The 14,948-nt window shown below is 69.7% G+C and carries 14 protein-coding genes; 7 read left to right on the plus strand and 7 right to left on the minus strand.

Annotation, left to right across the window (positions count from 1 at the left end; genetic code table 11):
* Nucleotides 1-121: 121 nt before the first annotated feature.
* Nucleotides 122-1,012, plus strand: a complete 891-nt coding sequence (locus OMP39_RS04480) for a dienelactone hydrolase family protein (protein ID WP_264893596.1) — start codon at nucleotides 122-124, stop codon at nucleotides 1,010-1,012.
* A 68-nt stretch (nucleotides 1,013-1,080) separates the two neighbouring features.
* A complete protein-coding gene (locus tag OMP39_RS04485) occupies nucleotides 1,081-1,860 on the plus strand; it encodes a ZIP family metal transporter (protein ID WP_264893597.1) in 780 nt (259 codons plus the stop codon).
* 55 nt (nucleotides 1,861-1,915) lie between these two features.
* On the opposite strand, the gene OMP39_RS04490 is transcribed toward OMP39_RS04485, so the two are convergent.
* The 5 genes from OMP39_RS04490 to OMP39_RS04510 form a co-directional block, all read right to left on the minus strand.
* Complete coding sequence (locus OMP39_RS04490) at nucleotides 1,916-2,350, minus strand: universal stress protein (RefSeq protein ID WP_264893598.1); 435 nt, start codon at nucleotides 2,348-2,350, stop codon at nucleotides 1,916-1,918.
* A 163-nt stretch (nucleotides 2,351-2,513) separates the two neighbouring features.
* Nucleotides 2,514-3,401, minus strand: coding sequence for a sulfurtransferase (locus OMP39_RS04495; protein WP_264893599.1), 888 nt, complete (start codon nucleotides 3,399-3,401; stop codon nucleotides 2,514-2,516).
* The gene (locus OMP39_RS04500) at nucleotides 3,398-4,285 is read right to left on the minus strand and encodes a DMT family transporter (protein ID WP_264893600.1); all 888 of its coding nucleotides are present in this window, start codon (nucleotides 4,283-4,285) and stop codon (nucleotides 3,398-3,400) included. The genes OMP39_RS04495 and OMP39_RS04500 overlap by 4 nt, the downstream gene beginning before the upstream one ends.
* Entirely contained in the window at nucleotides 4,285-6,039 is a 1,755-nt protein-coding gene (locus tag OMP39_RS04505; RefSeq protein ID WP_264893601.1) for an adenylate/guanylate cyclase domain-containing protein, read from the minus strand. Before OMP39_RS04505 ends, OMP39_RS04500 begins: the two co-directional genes overlap by 1 nt.
* Nucleotides 6,040-6,153: 114 nt before the next feature.
* Nucleotides 6,154-7,257, minus strand: a complete 1,104-nt coding sequence (locus tag OMP39_RS04510; protein WP_264893602.1) for an aromatic ring-hydroxylating oxygenase subunit alpha — start codon at nucleotides 7,255-7,257, stop codon at nucleotides 6,154-6,156.
* 265 nt (nucleotides 7,258-7,522) lie between these two features.
* Between OMP39_RS04510 and xseB the strand changes: the two genes are divergently transcribed.
* The 4 genes from xseB (at nucleotide 7,523) to folE2 (ending at nucleotide 11,481) form a co-directional block, all read left to right on the plus strand.
* Complete coding sequence (gene xseB, locus OMP39_RS04515) at nucleotides 7,523-7,777, plus strand: exodeoxyribonuclease VII small subunit (protein WP_264893603.1); 255 nt, start codon at nucleotides 7,523-7,525, stop codon at nucleotides 7,775-7,777.
* Nucleotides 7,774-8,673: a polyprenyl synthetase family protein gene (locus tag OMP39_RS04520; RefSeq protein WP_264893604.1), complete on the plus strand. Its 900-nt coding sequence runs from the start codon at nucleotides 7,774-7,776 to the stop codon at nucleotides 8,671-8,673. Before xseB ends, OMP39_RS04520 begins: the two co-directional genes overlap by 4 nt.
* Nucleotides 8,673-10,565 carry a 1-deoxy-D-xylulose-5-phosphate synthase gene (gene dxs / locus OMP39_RS04525; RefSeq protein ID WP_264893605.1) on the plus strand — a complete coding sequence of 631 codons (1,893 nt, stop codon included), beginning with the start codon at nucleotides 8,673-8,675 and terminating at the stop codon, nucleotides 10,563-10,565. The genes OMP39_RS04520 and dxs overlap by 1 nt, the downstream gene beginning before the upstream one ends.
* Before the next feature lie 109 nt (nucleotides 10,566-10,674).
* Nucleotides 10,675-11,481: a GTP cyclohydrolase FolE2 gene (folE2, locus tag OMP39_RS04530; protein WP_264894434.1), complete on the plus strand. Its 807-nt coding sequence runs from the start codon at nucleotides 10,675-10,677 to the stop codon at nucleotides 11,479-11,481.
* A 131-nt stretch (nucleotides 11,482-11,612) separates the two neighbouring features.
* On the opposite strand, the gene selD is transcribed toward folE2, so the two are convergent.
* The gene (gene selD / locus OMP39_RS04535; RefSeq protein WP_264893606.1) at nucleotides 11,613-12,674 is read right to left on the minus strand and encodes a selenide, water dikinase SelD; all 1,062 of its coding nucleotides are present in this window, start codon (nucleotides 12,672-12,674) and stop codon (nucleotides 11,613-11,615) included.
* A 23-nt stretch (nucleotides 12,675-12,697) separates the two neighbouring features.
* Complete coding sequence (gene senB / locus OMP39_RS04540) at nucleotides 12,698-13,759, minus strand: selenoneine biosynthesis selenosugar synthase SenB (RefSeq protein ID WP_264893607.1); 1,062 nt, start codon at nucleotides 13,757-13,759, stop codon at nucleotides 12,698-12,700.
* Here senB and senA point away from each other — a divergent pair.
* The gene (senA, locus tag OMP39_RS04545) at nucleotides 13,758-14,948 is read left to right on the plus strand and encodes a selenoneine synthase SenA (RefSeq protein WP_264893608.1); all 1,191 of its coding nucleotides are present in this window, start codon (nucleotides 13,758-13,760) and stop codon (nucleotides 14,946-14,948) included. The two genes, senB and senA, sit on opposite strands and share 2 nt — an antisense overlap.

Below are 14,948 nucleotides of genomic sequence, written 5' to 3' on the forward strand. Positions count from 1 at the left end.
CAGGACGTGGACAGGACTGCGAGCCGCCCGGCTCTCGTGTAGGCTTCGCAACGCCCCGGCCGCTCGCGCGCAGGCCGGGCTCCACCCCCCAAGCGCGTGGGACCTCCAGGAGATCGCGACGATGAACAAAGACGCCTTGAAGGACATGGAAAGTGACATGCAGAGCCTGCTGCCGGGCCGCGACTACTCGCGGCGCGGCTTCGTCAAGACGGCACTGGGCAGTGGCTTTGCCGCGGCCGTGCTGCCCGTCGCTGCCCAGGCCATCAAGACGGACGCGCAGGGGTTGGAGGCGGGCGAAGTGACGATTCCGGTCGGCGACTTCAAGATGCCCGCCTACCGCGCCAAGCCCGCTGGCGAAGGCACCTACCCGGTGATCCTCGTCGTCTCCGAGATCTTCGGCGTGCACGAGTACATCGCGGACATCACGCGGCGCTTCGCCAAGCTCGGCTATCTGGCCATCGCCCCGGAGCTGTTCGTGCGCCAGGGCGATCCGCAGTCGTATGGCGAGATCGCGAAGCTGCAGGCCGAGGTGATCTCCAAGGTGCCCGATGCGCAGGTGATGGGCGACCTCGACGCGACCGTGGCCTGGGCCCGCTCCAACGGCGCAGACGCCAGCCGCGTGGGCATCACCGGGTTCTGCTGGGGCGGCCGCATCACCTGGCTGTATGCCGCGCACGGGCCGGTGAAGGCCGGGGTGGCGTGGTACGGCCGTCTCGTGGGCAATCAGACCGAGCTCACGCCGCGCCACCCGGTGGACGTGGCCGGGCGGCTCAAGGCCCCCGTGCTGGGGTTGTACGGCGGCCAGGACAGCGGCATTCCGCTTGACACGGTTGATAAGATGAAGGCGGCCTTGGCCCAGGGCAGCGAGGCGGCGCGGCGGTCGCAGTTCCACATCTACCCCGACGCGCCGCACGCCTTCCATGCCGACTACCGTCCCTCCTACCGCAAGGAGGCGGCGGAAGACGGCTGGAAGCGGTGTCTCGCGTGGTTCAAGCAGCACGGCGTCGCTTGAGCCCAAGACCCCCGGGTCGTTTTCCATCGAGGGCCGCGCAGGATGCGCGGCCTTTTTGTTGACTCGTGATGACCCTGACTTACATCGTTCTGGCAACGTTTCTCGGGGGTGCGCTGTCGGTGCTGATCGCGGCCAGCCTGACCTTGGCCGTTCTCAGTCGCCTCGTCAAGCACCTGGTGAGTCTGTCGGCGGGCGTGTTGCTGGGCACCGCGCTGCTCCATGTGCTGCCCGAGGCCTTCGAGGAAGGCGGTGTGGATGCGCACACGCTCTTCCTCACCTTGCTGGGCGGACTGATGTTCTTCTTCCTGCTCGAAAAGGCGGAGCTCTACCGGCACGGGCACCACCACGAGGAAGACGGACATCACCATCACCACGGCTTCGACCACGAACAAGCCGGCCGGGGCGGCTGGTCGGTGCTCGTGGGTGACAGCATCCACAACTTCTGCGACGGCCTCATCATCGCCGCGGCCTTCCTGACCGACGTGTCGCTCGGCGTGGTGACCTCGCTGGCCGTCATCGCCCACGAGATCCCGCAGGAGGTGGGCGACTACATCGTGCTGCTCAACGCGGGGTTCTCACGCGCCAGGGCGCTGCTCTACAACGCCCTGTCGGGCCTGGCTTCCGTCGTCGGAGGCGTGCTGGGCTACTTGCTGGTGGGCAAGTTCGAGGAGTTCTTTCCCTACCTGCTGGTCGTCGCCTCGTCGAGCTTCATCTACGTCGCCGTGGCCGACCTCATCCCGCAGCTGCAGCGGCGGCTCTCGCTGAAGGAAACCTTCGCGCAGCTCTTCTGGCTGGGCATCGGGCTCATGGTGGTCATCGGCGTGATGGGGCCGTTTCACGACCACTGAGCCGAGCAGACCCGCCCGCACTGAGGCGGGCGGCTCCCGACGCTCGGGGATGCGCTCAGCGGACCACGAGCACCGGCACCGGGCTGTGCGTGAGCACCCGGTTGGTCTCGCTGCCCAGGAGCAGGGCCTGCACGCCGCGCCGGCCATGCGAGGCCATCACGATGAGGTCGCACTGCTGCTTCTTGGCGTGGTCCACGATCGCTTCCCACACGCTCACCGACTCGACGGTGTGCGCCGTGCATTCGACCCCGGCGGCGGCGCACGCCTCCTTCACGGCGCTGACGTTGCGCGTGGCCACGCGCTCCTGCGCGTCCAGGAACTCCTGCGGCAGCGTGGGCTGGATCTCCGAAATCGCACTGTAGGGGTAGGGGTCCTTCACGCTGATGGTGAAGATCTGCGCGCCGGTCAGCTTGGCGAGCGAGATGGCCGACTGCACCGCGCGCTGCGTGATGTCGGAGCCATCGGTGGGAACCAGGATGCGCTTGTACATGCCGTACCTCCTCAGGGTTTCGAATCGGGGTTGCGAGCATCGTGCATGCTCGTGCGCGACCCATCTTGATCCAAATCAGGCGGCCGGCGCAACCCCGCGGCCGCTGCAAGGCCGGCAAGACCCCTTGCCGCGCCCTCGAACCGGCGCACCACGGTGCCGGCGATCAGCCCACGGCCACGGGGCGCCGCGGATCGGCGCACCATTCGCTCCACGAGCCGGGATACAGGCGCGAGCCCGCGAGGCCCGCCACCTCCATCGCCAGCACGTTGTGGCAGGCGGTGACGCCCGAGCCGCACTGGTGCACCACGTCCGCCGGCGCGCGGTCGCCGAGCAGCGTCTGGAACGCGGCGCGCAGCTCCTCGGGCGTCCGAAAGCGCCCGTCCTCTGCGAGGTTGTCCCGGAAGAAGCGGTTGACCGCGCCGGGGATGTGCCCCGCCACGGGGTCCAGCGGCTCGACGTCGCCCCGGTAACGCTCCGGAGCCCGGGCATCGACGACTTGCGTGCCACCGGCGGCCAGCGCGGCTTCCAGGCCCTCCACGTCGATCCATGGCAGTCGTGGGTCGCGCAAGGGGTAGGGGGGCGGGTCGAGGGCTTCGTCTGCGACCGGCATCGGCGCCTCGCGCGCCAGCGTGCCGCCTGCTTCCAACCAGGCTTGGACGCCGCCGTCGAGCACCGCCACGGCGTCGTGGCCGAGCCATTTCAGCATCCACCAGGCACGCGCGCAGAAGCTCGCCCCCTGGCGGTCGTAGACGACGACCTGCGTGGCCGGCGTGATGCCCAGGCGGGCCGCGCGGCGCGCGAAGTCTTCTCGGGAGGGCAGGGGGTGTCGTCCGTTGCGGCCGGTCTTGGTGCCCGAGAGGTCCTCATCGAGGTGGACGTAGCGTGCGCCCGGCAGGTGGCCCTCCTCGTAGGCACGACGGCCGGCCGTCGGGTCGGCGAGGTCGAAGCTCGCGTCCAGGATCACGATGGGCGTCCCACCGTGCTCGAGCAGGCGCCGAAGTTCGGCGGCCTGGATCAGGGTCGTGTAGGGCTGCATGGATTGGGTCCTCATGTGGGGTTGGCGCCGTCGGCCGTGGCGGGCGCCGCGCGCGAGCGCAAGAAGGTGGCCGCCATGCCGGCCGCCACGATGAGCGCCATGCCGGCCAGGGCCATCCACGTGACCGGGTCGTCGAACAGCACGACGCCGTAGAGGAAGGCGAAGACGATGCCCAGGTACTGCAGGCTCGCGTTGACCAGCGTACGGCCTTTGGCGTAGGCCCGGGTCATCAGCAGCTGGGCCACCGTGGCCAGCAGCCCCACCGCGAGCAGCAGCGCGAGGCCTTGCCCGGTGTGGGCATGCAGGCCCGTGCCCAGGGCGAGCAGAAAGCCTGCGCACATTCCGCCGAGCGAGAAGTAGAACACCACGCGGTACTCGGGCTCGCCCGCGCGCCCGAGCGCCGTCACCTGCAGGTAGGCGGTCGCGCTCAGCATGCCGGAGAGCAGGCCGATGAGCCCATGCCACAGCTGGTCCTGCTCGATCGTCGGACGCAGGATGAGCGCCACGCCGGCGAAGCCGGTGAGCACGGTGGCCACGAGCCGGGTGTCGATCCGCGCGCCGCCCAGCAGGATGGCTCCGCCGAGCAGGAACAGCGCCATCCACACCGACGACATGTAGTTGAGGGTCATCGCCGTGGCCAGAGGCAGGTTGCCGATCGCATAGAACCACATGCACAGCGCCGCGACGCCCGAGATGCTGCGCCAGAAGTGCATCGCCGGCACCTGCGTGCGCAGCGTGCCGCCCCGGCGCAGCACCAGCACGCCGATGATCGTCGCGCCGACCAAGCCGCGGTAGAACACGATCTCGGCGGCCGAATAGTGCGCCGACGCGTACTTGACGCATACCCCCATCGTCGCGAAGAGCAGCGACGCAACTACCATCATCAGCGAAGGCGCCATCAGACCGGCTCCAGAGCGGTGTCCTCGCGCAGCAGGTGCGCGCCTGCGGGCGGCAGGTCGGCCTCCACGGGCAGTGCGTACACCGCCACGCCCTGGCCCCGGCCCTTGAGCTGCTGCTCGCCCATCGGCACCAAGAGCTGCGCCAACGGGGCGGGCAGCAGGGCCCGGGTGGCCTCGTTGACGAAGGCGATCATGCGCGGGTGCTCCTTGGACAAGCCCTCCAGCCGGGCGGCGATGTTCACCGTGTCGCCGATGACGGTGTAGATGCAGCGTTCGGGCGAGCCGATCTGCCCGGCGAGCGCGGTGCCGCTAGCCAGGCCGATGCCCATGCGCAAGCGCGGCGCGCCGTAGGCCACGCGCTCGGCGTTGAAGTCCGCGAGCGCGCGCTGCATGGCGACCGCCGCGTAGAGCGCCCGCTCGACCCGGTGCGGGTCCGGCTTGGGTGCCCCGAAGACCACCACCATCGCATCTCCCATGAAGTTGTTGATGTAGCCGCCGTAGCGCTGCACCGCGTCGGTCATGCGGGTCAAGTACTCGTTGAGGGTCAGCACCACGTCGCGCGGCTGCATCCGCTCGCACAGCTGCGTGAAGCCGCGGATGTCGCTGAGCAACACAGTCACTTCCACCTCGTGGCCGCCCAGCATCAACTCGCCTTGCAGCAGCTGGTCCCGCACTTCGGGCGACACCAGCCGGCCGAACACGTCGCGCTCGCGTTCGCGCGTTTCGAGTTCGCGGCTCATGTGGTTAAAGGAGTCGGCCAGCACCCCCAGTTCATCGTCGCGCTGCAGTTGGACGTGGGCATTGAGGTAATGGCCTCGCAGGATCGCCCGGGCTGCGCGAGCCACCTGGCGCACGTCGGCGGCCAGCCCGCGCGCGAAGCGCCACGCCGCCCAGGCACTGAGCACCGAGACGGCGAGCGCCAAGGCCCCGAACCGCAGGAACTCCTCACGCAACGCTGCGCGGTACCCCGTGAGCGGTTCGGCGAGCCGCACGGTCCAGCCCGTCTCTGCGACCGGTGCCTCGGCCACCACCGCGTCCTGTTCGTCCACCGCCTGCTCCGGGCCGGTGCGGGCGATGGGCTCCCCGGCGCGGTCGAGCAGCCGCGCCTCCACCTGCGACGCGGCCGGCCGCATGCTCTCGTGCAGCGCATCGGCGGGCAGCCCCACGATGACCGACGAGCCGCCGACGGCCGGGTAGACCAGATCCATGCCGGACAACGCAGGCCGCAACCGCCAACCGCGGCCTGCCTCGCCCGCAGACGCCGTGGGCCCCCCGAGGGGCCCGGGGGGCGCATCGGCCGCGGCGCCGGGCGAGGGCGCGGCCGTGGGGGCAGGGGCGCCGCCTCGCAGCGCCTGGGCGACGACGCGCCCCGCGGCGTCGACGACGGTCGCATGGTCCAGCTCCGGGTGGCTCGCCAGCACCACGGTGAGTTCTTCGCGCAGGCGCGAGACGGCCTGCTCGTCGGCCGGCAGGGCCGCCACCGGCGGGGACACGGCGATGCTCGCCGCGGTGCGCTGGGCCGACTTGGCCAGCTGGTCGACCCGCGCGGCCAGCAGTTCCACCGTCTGGCGCGTGCGCTCGGCCTGGTCGCGGCGCAGCCGCTGGGCGCTGTCGGCCAGCGACAGCAGCCCTGCGACGAGCAAAGGCACCACCGTGAACAGCAGCACCACGATCGGCAAGGTGCGGCTGAGCGAGCGCCGCTGCGTGGTGACCGCGGCGTCGGTCACGGTGGGAACGGGTGGCGGGGGTGACACGCACGGCATTGTGCGTCAAAGGGCCGCGCGGTGGCCCCCAGTGAGCCGCCCGGCACGGGGCCGGGCGGTGACGGGGGGAGGCTGTGCGGCCGGACGATACCGGCCGGGGTGATCTCAGCCGGTGAAGTTCATCACCCGCCGGTACCACTCATGGAAGTGCTGCATGCCGTCTTCCATGGGGCTCTGGTACGGGCCGACCTCGTTGTCGCCTCGCTCCATCAGCGCCTTGCGGCCCCAGTCCATGCGCAGGGCGATCTCGTCGTCCTCGACGCAGGTCTCCATGTAGGCGGCTTGCTCGGCTTCGACGAACTCGCGCTCGAACGCGGCGATCTCCTCGGGGTAGTAGAACTCGACCAGGTTGAGCGTCTTCTGCGGACCCTTGGGGAACAGCGTCGAGATCACCAGGACGTGCGGGTACCACTCGATCATGATGTTCGGGTAGTACGTGAGCCAGATGGCGCCGTGCTTGGGCAGCTCGCCGTTGTTGTAGCGCAGTACCGCCTCGTGCCACTTGCGGTACGTCTCGGAGCCCGGCTTGCGCAGGGCGCTGTTGATGCCGACCGTCTGTACCGAGTACTCGCGGCCGAACTCCCAGCGCAGGTCGTCGCAGGTCACGAAGTTGCCGAGGCCGGGGTGGAACGGGCCGACGTGGTAGTCCTCGAGGTACACCTCGATGAAGGTCTTCCAGTTGTAGTCGCACTCGTGCAGCTCGACCTTGTCCAGCACGAAGCCCGTGAAGTCGAGCTCGGCCCTCGGGCCCAGTCGGGCCAGGTCGGCCGCGATGTCGCGCCCGTTGTCCTCGAAGACCAGCCCGTTCCAGGTGCGGACCTTGTAGTTGTTGAGGTTCAGGCACGGATCGTTCGGGAAGTGCGGGGCGCCGATGAGCTGGCCATCCAGCCCGTACGTCCAGCGGTGCAGCGGGCAGACGATGTTGCTCTTGGTGTTGCCGCGCCCGCGCAGCATCACCGCCTGCCGGTGACGGCAGACGTTGGAGATGAGCTGCACGCCCTCGGGCGTGCGCACCAGGGCGCGGCCTTCGCCTTCCTGCGGCAGGGCGTAGTAATCTCCCACCTGGGGCACCGCCAGCTCGTGCCCCAGGTAGCGGGGCCCGCCATGGAAGATGAGCTCCATCTCGCGGCGGAACAGTTCGCCGTCGAAGTAGGCCGAGACCGGCAGTTGCGTGTGGCTTTGCTGAAGGGCAAGGCTCAGGTCTGACATGATCCCCAGGATCTCCAAAAACCAATGTCAACCACCACCCGCGGTGGGCTCATCTCCCCCGAAGCCGAAGGCGGGCGCAATCACCTCCTTCGCGCGCAAGAACGCTCCGCCGACGCTCAGGGTAAACCCGCCATTCTAAGCGCGCCGCGCGGGCCTGCCTTGAGAAACCTCAACTCCAGGTGGCTCATCCGGTGAATCAGGTCACCGTGTGCAGGGGGACCTCGGGTAGACCCCTGACTACAATGCAAAGTTTCATCCGCACGCCATGCCCAAGAGCACGCCCGTTCCTTCCGTGGAGACCGCTGCGGCCGAGCCGGCCAGCTATGAAGACGCCCTGGCCGAGCTGGAGCGGCTGGTCTACGAGCTCGAGTCCGGCCAGCTGCCGCTGGACCGGCTGTTGCAGAGCTATCAGCGCGGCGCCCAGCTGCTTGCCTACTGCCGCGCCCGGCTGGAAGCCGTGGAGCAGCAGGTGAAAGTGCTGGAGGAAGGGCAGCTCAAGCCATGGATCCAACCCGAATGACCACCTCTGCCGCCCGTTTCGAGGCGTGGATGCAGCGCGAACTCCAGCGCGTGGAGGAGGCGTTGTCGGCCTGGGTGCCGGCCGACGCTCCCGCGGGCCTCGGCGAGGCGATGCGCTACGCCGTGCTCGGCGGGGGCAAGCGCCTGCGCCCCTTGCTGGTGTTGGCCGCCGCGGCAGCCGTGGACGGCCACCCCGAAGCCGCCTTGCGCGCTGCCTGCGCGGTGGAGCTGATCCACGCCTATTCCCTCGTGCACGACGACATGCCGTGCATGGACAACGACGTGCTGCGGCGGGGCAAGCCCACGGTGCACGTCAAGTTCGGCGAAGCCCAGGCGATGCTGACGGGCGACGCGATGCAGGCGTTGGCTTTCGAGATCCTCACGCCCGAGGAGGGCGTGGTGCCGGGCGCGCTGCAGGCCCGTCTGTGCCGGCTGCTCGCACGCGCCGCGGGCTGCGAGGGCATGGCCGGCGGGCAGGCGATCGACCTGGCCAGCGTCGGCAGGGCCTTGGACGAGGCCTGCCTGCGCGACATGCACCGCCGCAAGACCGGGGCGCTGCTGCGCGCCAGCGTGCAGATGGGCGCGGCCTGCGGACGCACGAACGATGTTGCCTGGCGGGCCCTGTCTGACTACGGTTGGAGCATCGGGCTGGCCTTTCAGGTGGTCGACGACATCCTGGACGCCACGCAGTCGTCGGCCACTCTGGGCAAGACGGCAGGCAAGGATGCCGAAGCCAACAAGCCGACCTACGTGTCGGTGCTGGGCCTGGATGCCGCCCGGCGCTACGCCGACGAGCTGCTGGCGCAGGCCCACGAAGCGCTGGCCCGCGCCGGGCTCGGTGAAGCGGGCGAGTGGCTCGCCTTGCTGGCCGACAAAGTGGTGGATCGACAGAGCTGATGAACTACCCCCTACTCGAAACCATCCAGTCGCCGGCGGACCTCAAGCGTCTGTCGCGCGCCGAGTTGAAGCGCCTGGCCGACGAGCTGCGCAGCTTCGTGCTGCACAGCGTCTCTCAGACGGGCGGGCATCTGTCGTCCAACCTCGGCACCGTCGAGCTGACGATCGCGCTGCACTACGTCTTCGACGCACCGCACGACCGCATCGTCTGGGACGTGGGTCACCAGACCTACCCGCACAAGATTCTCACCGGCCGGCGTGAGCGCATGCACACCCTGCGCCAGTTCGGGGGCATCAGCGGCTTTCCCCGGCGCGACGAGAGCGAGTACGACACCTTCGGCACCGCCCACTCGTCCACCTCGATCTCGGCGGCGCTCGGCATGGCGCTGGCCGCACGCCAGAAGGGCGAGGAGCGCCACGCGGTGGCGGTCATCGGCGACGGCGCGATGAGCGCCGGCATGGCCTTCGAGGCGCTCAACAACGCCGGCTTTCCGCACCCGGTGGGCACGCCCGACCTGCTGGTGGTGCTCAACGACAACGACATGTCGATCTCGCCGCCGGTGGGCGCGCTCAACAAGTACCTGGCGCGGCTGATGTCGGGGCGGTTCTATGCCGCCGCGCGCGAAGGGGCCAAGCAGGTGCTCAAGAACGCGCCTCCGCTGCTGGAGCTGGCGCGCCGCTTCGAGGAGCACGCCAAGGGGATGATCGCCCCGGCCACGATCTTCGAGGAGTTCGGCTTCAACTACGTGGGCCCGATCGACGGCCACGACCTGGATGCGCTGATCCCGACGCTGGAGAACCTGCGCAAGCTCAAGGGCCCGCAGTTCCTGCACGTGGTCACCAAGAAGGGCTATGGCTACAAGCTGGCCGAGGCCGACCCGATCACCTACCACGGCCCCGGCAAGTTCGACCCGGCCGTCGGGTTGAAGAAGTCCGCCGGGGGCAAGCCGAGCTTCACGCAGGTGTTCGGCCAATGGCTGTGCGATATGGCCGAGCGCGACGAGCGGCTGGTCGGCATCACGCCCGCCATGCGCGAGGGCTCGGGCATGGTCGAGTTCGAGCGGCGGTTCCCGAAGCGCTACTACGACGTGGGCATCGCCGAGCAGCACGCGGTGACGTTCGCCGCCGGCCTGGCCTGCGAGGGCCTGAAGCCGGTGGTGGCGATCTACTCGACCTTCCTGCAGCGCGCCTACGACCAGCTGATCCACGACGTGGCCTTGCAGAACCTGCCGGTCGTCTTCGCCCTCGACCGCGCCGGCATCGTGGGCGCCGACGGCGCGACGCACATGGGAGCGTTCGACATCGCGTTCCTGCGCTGCATCCCGAACATGAGCCTGATGGCGCCCGCCGACGAGAACGAATGCCGGCAGCTCCTCTACACCGCCTACTGCCAGGACCACCCCACGGCCGTGCGCTATCCGCGCGGCAGCGGGGTCGGCGTGGAGGTGGTGCAGGAGATGACCGCGCTGCCCTTCGGCCGCGGCGAGGTGCGCCGGCGCGGCGAGCGCATCGCGATCCTCGCGTTCGGGCCCGTGCTCTACGCGGCGCTGGAGGCCGCCGAGCGCCTCAACGCCACGGTGGCCAACATGCGGTTCGTCAAGCCGCTGGACACCCAGCTCGTCGAGGAGTTGGCGCGCACGCACGACGCCGTGGTGACCGTCGAGGAGGGTTGCATCATGGGAGGGGCCGGCAGCGCCGTGGCCGAAGCCTTGCACGCCGCGGGTCTTGCGACCCCCGTGCTGATGCTCGGCTTCAAGGATGCCTTCATCGAGCATGGCGATCCGGCCAAGCTGATGGCGCTCGAAGGGCTGGACGCGGCCGGCATCGAGCGCTCCATCCTGCAGCGCTTCGGGTCCAAGCCGCAGGCGCTGCGTCCTGCCGCCAACCAATGAAGAGACGCCTGGACGGCATCTCCCCAGCGATCCTAGGGAAAGCCCGAAGGCCTCAGACTGTCGCCACGGCCATTGACAGTGCCGGGGTCCGAGGGAAACGATGAACGACATGACCAGCCTCAAGAACCTGATGCCACCGGGCGACGCCATGCCGGACGTGCAGAGCAGCCGCGACGAGCGGCGCCTGGCGATCCGCCGCGTGGGCGTGAAGGACGTGCGCTACCCGATCCGGCTGAAGGTGGGGGGCGAGGTGCAGCCGAGCATCGCCACTTGGGCGCTCGATGTCGCGTTGCCTGCCGATCAGAAGGGCACGCACATGTCGCGCTTCGTGGCCTGGCTCAACGAGCACCATGCCGACCCGGTGGAGGCGCAGCGGCTGCGCGAGGACCTGGACGGCATGCTGGCGCTCTTGCAGGCCCGGGACGGCCGCATCGAGGCCCGCTTTTCGTTCTTCATCGAGAAGACCGCTCCGGTCTCCGGCGTGAAGAGCCTGCTGGACTACCAGGGCGCTTGGATCGCCGAGGCACGCGACGGCCGCACGACCGTGTGGGCCGAGGTCGTGGTGCCGGTCAAGTCGCTGTGCCCGTGCTCGAAGGAGATCTCGGAGTTCGGCGCGCACAACCAGCGCTCGCACGTCACGATACGCGCCGAGCTGCTGGGCGAGATGGACTGGCTGGAGCTGGTGCGCTTCGCCGAGGAGAGCGCCTCCAGCGAGATCTGGCCGCTGCTCAAGCGCACCGACGAGAAGTGGATCACCGAGCGGGCCTACGAGAACCCGAAGTTCGTCGAGGACCTGGTGCGCGACGTCGCGCTGCGCCTCAACGCCGAGCCTCGCATCGGCCGCTACCGCGTCGAGGTCGAAAACTTCGAGTCGATACACAACCACTCGGCATTCGCGGTCATCGACCGCGAATGAGCACGGGCCCGCGGCCCGTGGGCGCGCCAGCGCCGTCGAGGGCTGGACAGCCAAGCTGGTGCAGTTCAGACTGCTGTCACAACCACTCGGCATTCGCGGTCATCGACCGCGAATGAGCACGGGCGGGGCGATCAGACCACTTCCAGTACCGCAGCGCCGGCCACCACCTCGCCGATGAGGGCGGCCGAGGCGAAGCCGTGCCGGCGGAAGACGGCCAGCACCTCCTCTGCCGCCTCACGGGAACAGGAAACCAGCAGTCCCCCGCTCGTCTGCGGATCGGTCAGCAGGGCGCGGTCCTCGACGGCGAAGCCTTCGGGCAGTCGCACGTCGGCCCCGTAGCTCGTCCAGTTGCGGCCGGAGGCGCCGGTCACGAAGCCCTGCGCGGCCAGCTCGCGCACGCCCTCGATCAGCGGCACGCGCTTCCACTCGACGCGCACCGTGCACCCGGCGCCGCGGGCGACTTCCAGCGAGTGGCCCGCCAACCCGAAGCCGGTCACATCGGTGAGCGCGTGCACGCCCTCGAGCGCGGCGAGCTCCGCGCCCGGCGTGTTGAGCTTCGTGGTGGAGTCGATCATGCGCCGGTAGCCTTGCGCGTCGAGCTGCTCCTTCTTGAGCGCGGCCGACAGCACGCCCACGCCCAGCGGCTTGCCGAGCAACAGCACGTCGCCCGGCTTGGCGTCCGCATTGCGCTTGATGCGGGAAGGAGGGGCGAGCCCCAGGACGACGAGACCGTAGATCGGCTCGACCGAGTCGATGGTGTGGCCGCCGGCGATCGGGATGCCGGCCGCCGCACACACGCTCTGTCCGCCTTCCAGGATGCGGCCGATCGTTTCGAGCGGCAGCACGTTGATCGGCATGCCGACGATGCCCAGCGCGAGAATCGGTGTGCCGCCCATCGCGTAGACGTCCGAGATGGCATTGGTGGCGGCGATGCGGCCGAAGTCGTAGGGATCATCGACGATGGGCATGAAGAAGTCGGTCGTCGCGATCAGGGCCTGCTCGTCGTTGAGCCGGTAGACGGCTGCATCGTCGGCCGTCTCGATGCCCACCATCAGCTGGGGTGGCACGGGCAGGGTGCTGGGCATGGACCGCAGGATCTCGGACAGCACGCCGGGTGCGATCTTGCAGCCGCAACCGCCGCCATGCGAGAGCGAGGTCAGGCGGGGCGGGCGGGAGGGTTCGGGGGCGTTCATCGGGGCGCATACTCCAACAGGGATCACGCCAATCTTCCCACAGGCCTGAAGGGCGCGAGCGACTGCACGAGTTGCACCAGCGCCTCGCGCTCGCGCTCGGGCGCGAAGACCGGGGCCCGGCGGCGTCCGTGCTCGCGCAGGCGTTCGACGAAGGCCGGCTCGTCGCGGCAGCGCAGGATCAAGGCGGCCAGCCCCGCGTCGTCGCCGACCTCGAAGAGGCCCGGATGCTCGGGGCCCAGCATGCCGAGGTTGCCGCCGATGCGGGTGGCGAGGATGGCGGCGCCGCACACCATGGCCTCGATCAGGACGTGCGCGCCGCCTTCCATGCGGGAGGTGTTGACCAGCACGTCGGCCGCGGCGATGCGCCGCCGCGTCTCGTGGTGGGGCAGCGCGCCTGCCCACTCGAAATGGGGGCTGCGCGCCTGCACCGCGCGCGCGGCCTCGCCCAACTCGGGCTGCAAGGGCGAGCCGACGAGTTCGAAGGCGAGACCCTGCTCGCCGGTCAGCCGCTCGACGGCCCGCAGGTAGGTGAGCGGGTCCTTCTCGTCGCGCAGGTGAGCGACCTCGATCACCCGCAGAGCGCGCCCTGTCGCCACCCCGCTGCGGGGCGCGAGGTCGTCGGGGCAGGCCGGCTCGACCGATTGGTGGATGACGACACAGCGCGAGCGCAATGCGGCGGGCAGCTGGCGCACGGCATCCTCCTGCAACGCCACCAGCCGGGTGGCGGCCCGCAGGGCCCGCTGGGCCTCGGCATCGGTGTGGATGTCGCGGTAGACGTCGGTGCCCGTGAGCACCAGGACCCGCGGCGCCGCGGGATGGCAGTGGGCGTGACGCAGCAGGGAGGGGGCGCTGCGCCGCGCATGCAAGGCGATCAGCACGTCGGCGCGCTCGCCGTCGCGCCATTCATCGACGATGCGGGTGCGACAATGCGTCGAGAGATGCCGCGCCCAGCGTTCCGCGGTGCGCCAGTTGCCGTTGTTCGCCTCGGCGCGCGCCGGGCTCACGATGACGACGCTGGGGCTCTCGGTGGCGGGGCCGCCACGCGGCTCGGCGCTTTCTCGAGAGGAACGTGCAGTGCTCGACATGGATACACCCCAGATGCGCAGCGCCGGGCGCGATCTGTTGTCGCTGGCGCTGATCGACAGTCGCAACTGTACGTTGCAACGCTTCGCGGCTCACGAGGCGGTGCTCGACGCGCCGCGGCTGCCGGAACTGAACCCGCCCTTGTGGGAGCTCGGTCACGTGGCGTGGTTCCAGGAGTACTGGATCGGAAGGAACGTGGAGCGACACCGCGGACCGGAGGCGGACCGGTCGCGCCCGCGGCTGCCGTCGGTCGAGCCTCAGGCCGATGCGTGGTACGACTCCTCGCAGGTGCCGCACGCCACGCGCTGGGAGTTGCTGCTGCCCGATGTGGAGGCGACGAAACGCTACCTCGTCGACACGCTCGAAAGCACGCTGGAGTTGCTCTCGAATGCACCGGAGACGGACGAGGGGCTGTACTTCTTTCGCCTGGCGTTGTTCCATGAGGACATGCACGCCGAGGCTTTCGCCTACATGGCGCAGACGCGCGGACTGCCGGTCGAGGGCCTCGCCTGGCCTCAGCCGCGGCCCTTGCGCGAGCCGATCGGCGTGGCCGCCACGCGCTGGCGCCTGGGCGTCGAGCAGGGGACGCCGGGCTTCGTGTTCGACAACGAGAAGTGGGCCCACGAGGTGCAGGTGCCGGAGTTCGAAATCGACGCGCAGCCGGTGACGTGGACGCAGTATGCGGAGTTCGTCGAGGACGGCGGCTACGACGACGAGCGCTGGTGGAGCTCCGAGGGCTGGCGCTGGCTCCAGGCGAGCGGCCGTCGGGCACCGCGGCATGTGGAGCAGATTCGCCACGGTGTGCTGATGCAGCGCATGGGCACGCTGGTGCACGTGCCCCTCAACACCCCGGTCATGCATGTGAGCTGGCACGAGGCGAATGCCTGGTGTCGCTGGGCGGGGCGGCGACTGCCGACCGAGGCCGAGTGGGAGGTGGCGGCCCACGCCGCGGGCGGCCGCGGCTTCCGGTGGGGGGAGGTCTGGGAATGGACGGCTTCGCGTTTCGAGCCGTACCCGGGCTTCGCTGCCGACCCGTACGCCGATTACTCCCGGCCGTGGTTCGGCACGCACCGCGTGGTGCGCGGGGCCTCGTTCGCCACCCGCAGGCGCCTGGCGCATCCCAAGTACCGGAACTTCTTCCGTCCGGAGCGCGACGACATCTTCTGCGGATTCCGCAGCTGTGCCTGGTGA

This window comes from Schlegelella aquatica (genome assembly GCF_026013905.1).
GTDB lineage: Bacteria > Pseudomonadota > Gammaproteobacteria > Burkholderiales > Burkholderiaceae_C > Caldimonas > Caldimonas aquatica.

Coding starts and splice junctions, on each gene's coding strand:
- OMP39_RS04480 (WP_264893596.1), top strand. CDS start 122: ATGAACAAAGACGCCTTGAAGGACATGGAAAGTGACATGCAGAGCCTG.
- OMP39_RS04485 (WP_264893597.1), top strand. CDS start 1,081: ATGACCCTGACTTACATCGTTCTGGCAACGTTTCTCGGGGGTGCGCTG.
- OMP39_RS04490 (WP_264893598.1), bottom strand. CDS start 2,350: ATGTACAAGCGCATCCTGGTTCCCACCGATGGCTCCGACATCACGCAG.
- OMP39_RS04495 (WP_264893599.1), bottom strand. CDS start 3,401: ATGAGGACCCAATCCATGCAGCCCTACACGACCCTGATCCAGGCCGCC.
- OMP39_RS04500 (WP_264893600.1), bottom strand. CDS start 4,285: ATGGCGCCTTCGCTGATGATGGTAGTTGCGTCGCTGCTCTTCGCGACG.
- OMP39_RS04510 (WP_264893602.1), bottom strand. CDS start 7,257: ATGTCAGACCTGAGCCTTGCCCTTCAGCAAAGCCACACGCAACTGCCG.
- xseB (WP_264893603.1), top strand. CDS start 7,523: ATGCCCAAGAGCACGCCCGTTCCTTCCGTGGAGACCGCTGCGGCCGAG.
- OMP39_RS04520 (WP_264893604.1), top strand. CDS start 7,774: ATGACCACCTCTGCCGCCCGTTTCGAGGCGTGGATGCAGCGCGAACTC.
- dxs (WP_264893605.1), top strand. CDS start 8,673: ATGAACTACCCCCTACTCGAAACCATCCAGTCGCCGGCGGACCTCAAG.
- folE2 (WP_264894434.1), top strand. CDS start 10,675: ATGACCAGCCTCAAGAACCTGATGCCACCGGGCGACGCCATGCCGGAC.
- selD (WP_264893606.1), bottom strand. CDS start 12,674: ATGAACGCCCCCGAACCCTCCCGCCCGCCCCGCCTGACCTCGCTCTCG.
- senA (WP_264893608.1), top strand. CDS start 13,758: ATGGATACACCCCAGATGCGCAGCGCCGGGCGCGATCTGTTGTCGCTG.
- senB (WP_264893607.1), bottom strand. CDS start 13,759: ATGTCGAGCACTGCACGTTCCTCTCGAGAAAGCGCCGAGCCGCGTGGC.